The organism is Streptomyces chilikensis, assembly GCF_001642695.1.
GTDB classification, from domain to species: domain Bacteria; phylum Actinomycetota; class Actinomycetes; order Streptomycetales; family Streptomycetaceae; genus Streptomyces; species Streptomyces chilikensis.
Genome location: NZ_LWCC02000124.1, coordinates 23,664 through 30,430 on the forward strand (window position 1 = coordinate 23,664; position 6,767 = coordinate 30,430).

General features: G+C 68.8%; 10 protein-coding genes and 1 pseudogene. 6 read left to right on the forward strand and 5 right to left on the reverse strand.

Annotated elements, in window-relative coordinates; translation table 11 throughout:
* Positions 1-927, forward strand: coding sequence for an AAA family ATPase (locus A2U95_RS26345; protein ID WP_240958148.1), 927 nt, complete (start codon positions 1-3; stop codon positions 925-927).
* Positions 928-1,006: 79 nt separating this feature from the next.
* On the opposite strand, the gene A2U95_RS26350 is transcribed toward A2U95_RS26345, so the two are convergent.
* From A2U95_RS26350 to A2U95_RS33855, 4 genes and pseudogenes are all read right to left on the reverse strand, one after another.
* Complete coding sequence (locus A2U95_RS26350) at positions 1,007-1,366, reverse strand: GntR family transcriptional regulator (RefSeq protein WP_166027515.1); 360 nt, start codon at positions 1,364-1,366, stop codon at positions 1,007-1,009.
* A gap of 1 nt (position 1,367) precedes the next feature.
* Positions 1,368-1,853 carry a hypothetical protein gene (locus tag A2U95_RS26355; protein WP_166027517.1) on the reverse strand — a complete coding sequence of 162 codons (486 nt, stop codon included), beginning with the start codon at positions 1,851-1,853 and terminating at the stop codon, positions 1,368-1,370.
* Positions 1,850-2,113, reverse strand: coding sequence for a hypothetical protein (locus tag A2U95_RS33005; RefSeq protein ID WP_240958150.1), 264 nt, complete (start codon positions 2,111-2,113; stop codon positions 1,850-1,852). Before A2U95_RS33005 ends, A2U95_RS26355 begins: the two co-directional genes overlap by 4 nt.
* Before the next feature lie 21 nt (positions 2,114-2,134).
* Positions 2,135-2,320, reverse strand: a pseudogene (locus A2U95_RS33855) (DUF1648 domain-containing protein); the annotation flags it as partial.
* Positions 2,321-2,564: 244 nt separating this feature from the next.
* On the opposite strand from A2U95_RS33855, the gene A2U95_RS26365 reads away from it, so the two are divergent.
* From A2U95_RS26365 to A2U95_RS26380, 4 genes are all read left to right on the forward strand, one after another.
* Positions 2,565-3,239, forward strand: coding sequence for a sporulation delaying protein family toxin (locus tag A2U95_RS26365; protein WP_166027521.1), 675 nt, complete (start codon positions 2,565-2,567; stop codon positions 3,237-3,239).
* 92 nt (positions 3,240-3,331) lie between these two features.
* Positions 3,332-3,931 (forward strand): SdpA family antimicrobial peptide system protein, encoded by a 600-nt coding sequence (locus A2U95_RS26370; protein ID WP_166027523.1) that lies wholly within the window; start codon positions 3,332-3,334, stop codon positions 3,929-3,931.
* Positions 3,922-4,905, forward strand: a complete 984-nt coding sequence (locus A2U95_RS26375; RefSeq protein ID WP_166027525.1) for a sporulation-delaying protein SdpB family protein — start codon at positions 3,922-3,924, stop codon at positions 4,903-4,905. The genes A2U95_RS26370 and A2U95_RS26375 overlap by 10 nt, the downstream gene beginning before the upstream one ends.
* Before the next feature lie 403 nt (positions 4,906-5,308).
* Complete coding sequence (locus tag A2U95_RS26380; protein WP_240958166.1) at positions 5,309-5,551, forward strand: tyrosine-type recombinase/integrase; 243 nt, start codon at positions 5,309-5,311, stop codon at positions 5,549-5,551.
* 77 nt (positions 5,552-5,628) lie between these two features.
* On the opposite strand, the gene A2U95_RS26385 is transcribed toward A2U95_RS26380, so the two are convergent.
* The gene (locus A2U95_RS26385; RefSeq protein ID WP_166027527.1) at positions 5,629-5,874 is read right to left on the reverse strand and encodes a hypothetical protein; all 246 of its coding nucleotides are present in this window, start codon (positions 5,872-5,874) and stop codon (positions 5,629-5,631) included.
* A 299-nt stretch (positions 5,875-6,173) separates the two neighbouring features.
* Between A2U95_RS26385 and A2U95_RS26390 the strand changes: the two genes are divergently transcribed.
* A partial coding sequence (locus A2U95_RS26390; protein WP_240958167.1) for a hypothetical protein occupies positions 6,174-6,767 on the forward strand: 594 nt, incomplete at its 3' end.

A 6,767-nucleotide genomic window follows, 5' to 3' on the forward strand; every position in this document is an offset into this window, starting at 1 on the left:
GTGGTCATCCGGCTGCTGTGCGCGGGCAACGGGACCGACGCCGTGGTCGGGGTGGCCGGCGCGGGCAAGTCCACGCTGATGGACGTCTGCCGGATCGCCTGGGACGCCATCGGCATCACCTACGCCGACGCGTGCCTGTCGGCCGCCGGCGCCCAGGGACTGCAGGAAGCATCCGCCATTCCTTCCCGCACGGTCGCCGCGTGGCTGCAGCGCATTGACTCCGGCGAAGGCCTGACCGGTGTCGACGTCCTGGTGGTCGACGAGGCGACGATGACCGCCGACCGCTCCGCCGCCCGCCTGCTCACCGAGGCGGCGCGGACCGGGACGCAGGTCATCGCGATCGGCGACCCGCTACAGCTCCAGGCCGTCGGCATCGGCGGCTGGTTCCACGAGGCCCACCGCTTGGTCGACGGCCTCGCCCTGGACGAGAACCGCCGCCGGCACGATGCGGCCGAGCGGGCGGCGCTGGAGGTGTGGCGCACCGGCGACCACCAGGCCGGGCTGGAGCTGCTCGCCGACGGCGGCCGCGTCCACGCCGTCGAGACCGCCGGTGAGGCCCGCGCCGAGATGCTGATGGCGTGGGACGAGCTGCGCCACCAGTGGCCCGACGACTGCAGGAGACGCGGCAGCTCCTGCCCAACGCATCCACGCGATGGACGTTCACGACCTCCAGCAGCTCGGTGCCGCCCACGGCGAGGCGAAGGAGGCCGCCGCCGGCGCTGCCGGGATGAGTGGGGGCCGTCGCGCTCATCCGCGCCGGGCAGGACATCCGGCAGCGGCTTCGGGAGATCAACCCCACCGCGTACCAGTGGGAGGTCAAGGACCGGGCCAACCACCTCGCCGAACTCAGCTGCCAAGCGACCCAGCAGCGGGCCCAGTCCGTACCGGCCCCCGGCACAGTCCAGGGGCAGCGGACGGAGCCTGTAGCGGTGAGAGGTGCGCCGATTTGACCCGAGGGCGTCATGACGTCGTTGTCCCAGGGGCTGGGTGGGTCGGCGGGATGTTCTCAGATGAGGGGATCCAGGCGGCTTTTGACCATCTGGAGGATCTCGGGTGCCGTCATGCCTGTTTTCACCGCGATGTGGATGAAGCGCTGGCATGCCTCGATGACGGGGGCCTGGGTGAGGGCTGCGGCGATGACCACGGCTCCGCGTCCGCGGCGGAGTTCGATGAGTTCCTCCTCTTTGAGGATCTGGTAGCCGCGCAGGACCGTGTGCATGTTGATGTCCAAGGCGTGGGCCAGCGTGCGAGCGGGCGGCAGGCGGTCGCCCGGCTGGATTTTGCCTTCGGTGATGTTGCGGCGCACGGAGGCGGCGATCTGTTCCGCGAGACTCACGGAAGAAGCGCGGTCGATCGTGACCAGCATGTCAACGGCCTTTGTGTCCGTGGGGCAGGAGTTGGTTGACGAGCTGCGCGGCGGAGGCGGCGTCGTCGATGGTGATCACGAACTGGTTGCCGTCAGTGAGAGTCAGCCAGAGGGCGTCGCCTTCACGCAGGGAGATCGCGCTGAGGCCGGGGTTCCAACGGTATCCCCATCCGCCTATCTCCGTGGGACGTGTCCAGCGGGCGGAAGCGTACTCGATGCGCTCCAGGGTGAACCGGCGTTGCAGGAATGGCAGGAGAGCCGATCCTGCGGTCACTCCACGGGGGGAGACGGTGACGCGGATGGTGCCGGTGACGAGAAAGGCGGCCGAGACGACCAGCAGCCACAGGGCGATGACACGGTGCGGGCGGTCGATGGCTGCGATTACGAGCAGGCCGGCGGCGGAGACGATGCCGGTCGCCAGCATCCATCCACTGGTCAGGGACCGGTGCCAGACGGTGACGGGGCGGGGTGCGAAGTTCTGCTTCACGTCCGGCTCCGGGAGAGGTACCAGGCGGCTGCGGCGACGGCTCCACCGGCGACGACGGCCAGGGGGAGCTGGAGGAGGGAGAACTCCATCACGCTGTCCCCGGAGTCGCTGGCGGCCCACATGCCCGCGATGAAGAGGTAGGCGGTTGCTGCGGCCAGACCACAGGAGAACACGCACAGCGAGCGCAGGGAGATGCGCCCGGACTTCGCGGACCAGCTGGCAGCCAGGATTCCGGCACCTTCGATCGCGAAGATCATCATGTATTGGCCAAGTGCTGCGGCCGGCGAGCTGAACCTGTCAGGGGTCCCATCCAGCGCGAAATGGGTGGGTACGCGGTCCGGGAAAGAGGCCCTGAGCAGCAGAAAGGCGACTGCGGAAGCTAGCGCTCCTCCTGCGAAGGGTCCGATGAGGGCCGCCACGCGGCGCGGGATGCTAACAGATGGATTGTTCGCATACATATAGATCATCCTCGCTAGTGATCCGGGTCACGAAACTTGTTTACGTTGAGCTAGAATAACTTACCGCTTTGATGGCCCACTCTTCCCTGTCGGATCTTCCTGAAACCCGGCCGGATCGATGTGGCGGGAAGTCTTGGAGGGCGGCGAAATGGCGCATGACCTGGCCCTCGAACACTTGCAGCCTTCACTCGTCCATCACCAGGCGTCACGCAGTGTGACCACTGGAATGTCGCGAGAAAGCGGGAAGCACTTCATGCACAGGCGCGTAAACATCGCCGTCGCCGCTGTCGCCGCCCTGGGGCTCGGCGCGACCGTCGCCCAGCAGGCCGTGGCGACACCCAAGGTGGCCTACGCCTCCACGGCCTTGGCCGCGACGCCCGAGGCCAAGGCGAAGGCCACCCAGGACGGCCGGGCGCTCTTCGAGGGCCTGGCCTTCGCCCAGGGCCCGGTGGCCGAGGAGCTTGCCGACTCCGGCGCGTTCGTCGACGTCGCGGCCCTCCGCGAGAAGAACAGCACGGCCGACCAGCGACGGGCCGTTGCCGGCGTACTGAACAAGATCCAGAAGGAACGGCCGCAGTTCTTCGCCTCCTTCGGCTCCAAGCTCCGCTCCGGTGATCCGCGACAGGTCGAGAGCGGCATCGCCGAGGCCGGGAACGTTCTCAAGGCGCTGGTCTCGAGCACGTCCTCCAAGGAGAAGGCCGTGGACCCCGGCACGGGCACCGGCCAGTGCGCCACTGTCGTACTCGCCGTCAACGTCCTGGTCGCCGTCAACCTCGGCGGGGCCGTCAACGTCTCCGTCGCCGTGAACCTCCAGGCGGCTGGCAACGTTGTCAACGCCCTCAACTTCTGGTCCGCCGCCCCCCAGGGCGAGAGCACTCTGACCAGAGACGAGCAGATCGCCGAGCTCACGCAGGTGCTCGCGGCCTGACCTGACGGGCCCACCCCCGTCTCCCAAGCCTCTGATCCCGCCTGCCTCCGCAGCCCCTGCGTTCTGCCGACCAGTCAAGGGCGTCCGTTCACATGCGTTTCACCGAAAGAATCCACCTCGAACCTCCCCGCGCCGGCCGCTCCGTCGCAGTCCCGCGCACCTGGATCACGGCGATCACCGTGGTGTGGGTCATCGTGGGGCTGTACGTGGCCCAGAGCTTCGTCCCCCGCAACGTCATCTCCCTGCCCGGCCAGAGCACCGTCCGCAAGGCAGCCACCGTCATCACGCCGCAGGGCTGGGCCTTCTTCACCAAGTCCGCGAAAGACCCCCAGTACGCCCCCTACCGCATGACCGACGGCACCTGGCGCAGTGCGGCCCTCACCCCGCACTCCAAGCCCTCGAACTTCTTCGGGTTCGACCGCGCGTCCAGGTCCCAGGGCATCGAAGTGGCGCTGCTGCTGCACCAGGACAACGTCCGGTGGACCCCGTGCGGAGACACTTCTACGGTCGACTCCTGCCTGCGCAACGCGGCGACCGAAGCGGTGAGCACCACCAACCCGTCGCCGTCCCCAACCCTGTGCGGGCGCGCCTCCGTCATCGAGATGAAGCCGGTCCGCTGGGCCTGGCGCCACTTCTCATCCGAACGGCACACCCCCGAACGCGCCGCGGTCTGGGAGATCTCATGTCCGTGAACCAGCGCCTCATCCCGCATCCCTGGACCAATGTCTACGGCCTCGCCCGTACCCTCGTGGCTCTGGGAACCGCCGGCACCCTGGCAGCATCCAGCGCGGAAACCCTCTTCCGGCCCGTGGCCACCATCGGCGACTATCCCGCCTGCAACTCCACCACCGCAGCCAGTCTCTTCTGCCTCTCCCCCGACAATTACTCCCACCTGACCTGGCTCAAGTGGGCCTGCGTCGCGGTCCTCCTGGTCGTTGCCTCGGGCTGGCGCCCCCGCTACACGGCACTACCCCATGCCTATGTCAACTACAGCGTCTTCTCCGGCATCGCCATCGTCGACGGAGGAGACCAGATCGCCCTCATCCTCTCCGTGCTCTTCGTCCTCCCCGCCCTCGGAGATCGGCGCCGCTGGCACTGGAACCATCGCGGTGACCACACACCCCCGCGCCGCGCGACAGCCCTGCTCGCGCTCATCGGCGTCAGCGGGCTGGTCATGCTGCGTCTGCAGATGATCGTCGTCTACTTTCAGGCAGCCATTGCCAAACTCCCCCACGCCGAATGGCAGGACGGCACCGCCATGTGGTACTGGGGGAGCAATCTCGACTTCGGTCCCGCACCGTGGCTCGACACTCTCGTTGCCCCGGTCATCACTGGCGCCCTGGGCGTTGCCCTGCTCACCTGGACCCCCCTGGCAATCGAGATCAGCCTGGTCCTCTCCCCGCTGCTTCCCCCACGTCTGCGCTGGTGGGTCATGGGAGCCGGCTTCCTCTTCCACCTCGGCATCGCACTCATGATGGGCCTGTGGAGCTTCGCCCTGGCCATGTCCGGCGGAATTCTCGTCCTCTGCCTCCCCCTGGGCTCGGCCCTCCACATCCGAACCACCCGGAACGACACCGAACAGCAGCCAGCCCTCTCCTCCACTCCACCGCTCGCCGGCCGTCCTCCCCTCGAAACCTCCGCGCCGGCCGGCCGGCGAACGGTGTAGAAGAGCTCCAGACCGCGTCCTATGCGGTGAGGCGGTACGGGGGACGGGACAGGTGAAGTCGGATCGTTCCGGACAGGCTCTGGGAGATTGAGAAACCGCTGATCCCCTGTCCAGGGTGCGACCGCGGTCGCACCCGAACGGCAGGAGGAGCCTCCTGCGCCGAGGAGGCCTGTTCTCGTACAGGGGTGCCGGATTCGTGTTCGCCGTCATCGCGGGACTCCTTTGACTGCAAAGCGGCTTCCATGCCGGTTCGGCTGTACGGCCACCGCCGCATCCGGTCAGCGAAGGAGACGACGGCAGCTAGAACGGGCGGGTTGGAATTCCAGCCCGCCCGTTCTGGCTCTCGATCACGTTCCTTCTCACGAGCCAGAAGCGATGGGGACGTCATGCCGAGAACGCGATCGTGACGCCCCTCGCGGCGGCCGCCGAGGTCGCCGAGCGCCTGGCCGCTGCCGCCGGCCTCACCGGCGCCTGGTCCGGCCACTCCCTGCGCCGCGGCTTCGCCACCGCAGCCTGCGCCGCCGGACACGACCCCCTCGAGATCGCCCGCGCCGGCGGCTGGGCCGACGGCTCCCGCGTCCTCGCCCGCTACCTGGACGACGCCGACCGCATGAAGAACAGCCCGCTCGTCGGCATCCGGCTGTGAGCCCGGTTCGGCACCACGGCACCGGCCTGGATGCCGCAGAGGGTGACCAGCAGGAGGAGGACGAGGACCAGCCTCTGTCAGAAGCCCTTCTTGCCCTTCGGACAGGTCGCGCGGAAGCGGTACCAGACGGTGTCGCCTTCCGGGCCGACCTCGTTGACGAAGCCGCGGTGCTCCTTCCAGCCGGCGCGGATGACGGTGCCGCAGTCCGGACACGGGCGGCTGGAGACACGGCGTCTTTCTGAGCGGCGGTGGATCCGCTTGATGTTGTCCCTGCCCGGACCGTGGCACGGATTAGGGAGGATCTTCCCCCTGCTCTCTGTCACCGCAGGTCACGCCTCCGGGGGCAGGTGCCGCACGGCCATCTCCAGCGCATGCCGGTCGGCACCCGTCCCGCCGGACACGGCGATCGATGTACAGCCGGCTCGTCATCTGCTCGCCGTGGCGGGCCCGGCGCATGGGGGCTCAGCCGAACGGGAATCACAGCCGGGTGAGGAGAAGGGGGTACGGCAGCGTTTGGTACCGCAGGCAGCTGCCTCGCTGGTTACGGGGGCTGCTCGTCCTCGCGGCCGGGTGGGGAGTCCTGTTCTGCGGTCAGCAGGTCGCCGAAGGCTACGGAGCGACCATGGAGTACCGCGACGCACCGGTCTGCCAGGGCGGGGGCCGGAGCGGGGACGGGGACGAGGGGGAACCGTGCGTGCGGCGCGAGGCGGGCACGGTGCTCGGCCGGCGAACGGGTGAGCGCTGCACGTCCAACGGCACGAGCGGCGGCACGACGGGAGGCATCACCACCGGCGGCATCACGGCCGGAGGCGGTATGAACACCGCCGGTGGCGCCATCGGCGGTGTGACGGCCGGCGGGGTGACCACCGCGGGCGGCGGAGGCGGAGGTACGACCTGTACGACGTACTACGACCTGAAGGTCCAGCGGCCAGGGGATACGGCCTGGTTGGGCGTGGGGTCGAAGACGTACGACGACGCCAGGAAGGGTGACCGTGCCGAAGTCCGGCTGTGGCAGGGGGACGTCGTGGAGCTGAGGGTTCGCGGCCACGTCGACTCCTACGCGCCCTCCTCGCAGCAGGCTGTTCTCCCGTGGCTCGCGCTGGGCTGCCTGATCCTGGCGGGCGGCGCGTGGGCATTGCTGAGCGGGCGGCTCTCCGGCCTCTTCGCCTTCCCCAACTTCGGCTTGCTGTTCGTGGCCGGCGGGGTCGGCTGGCTC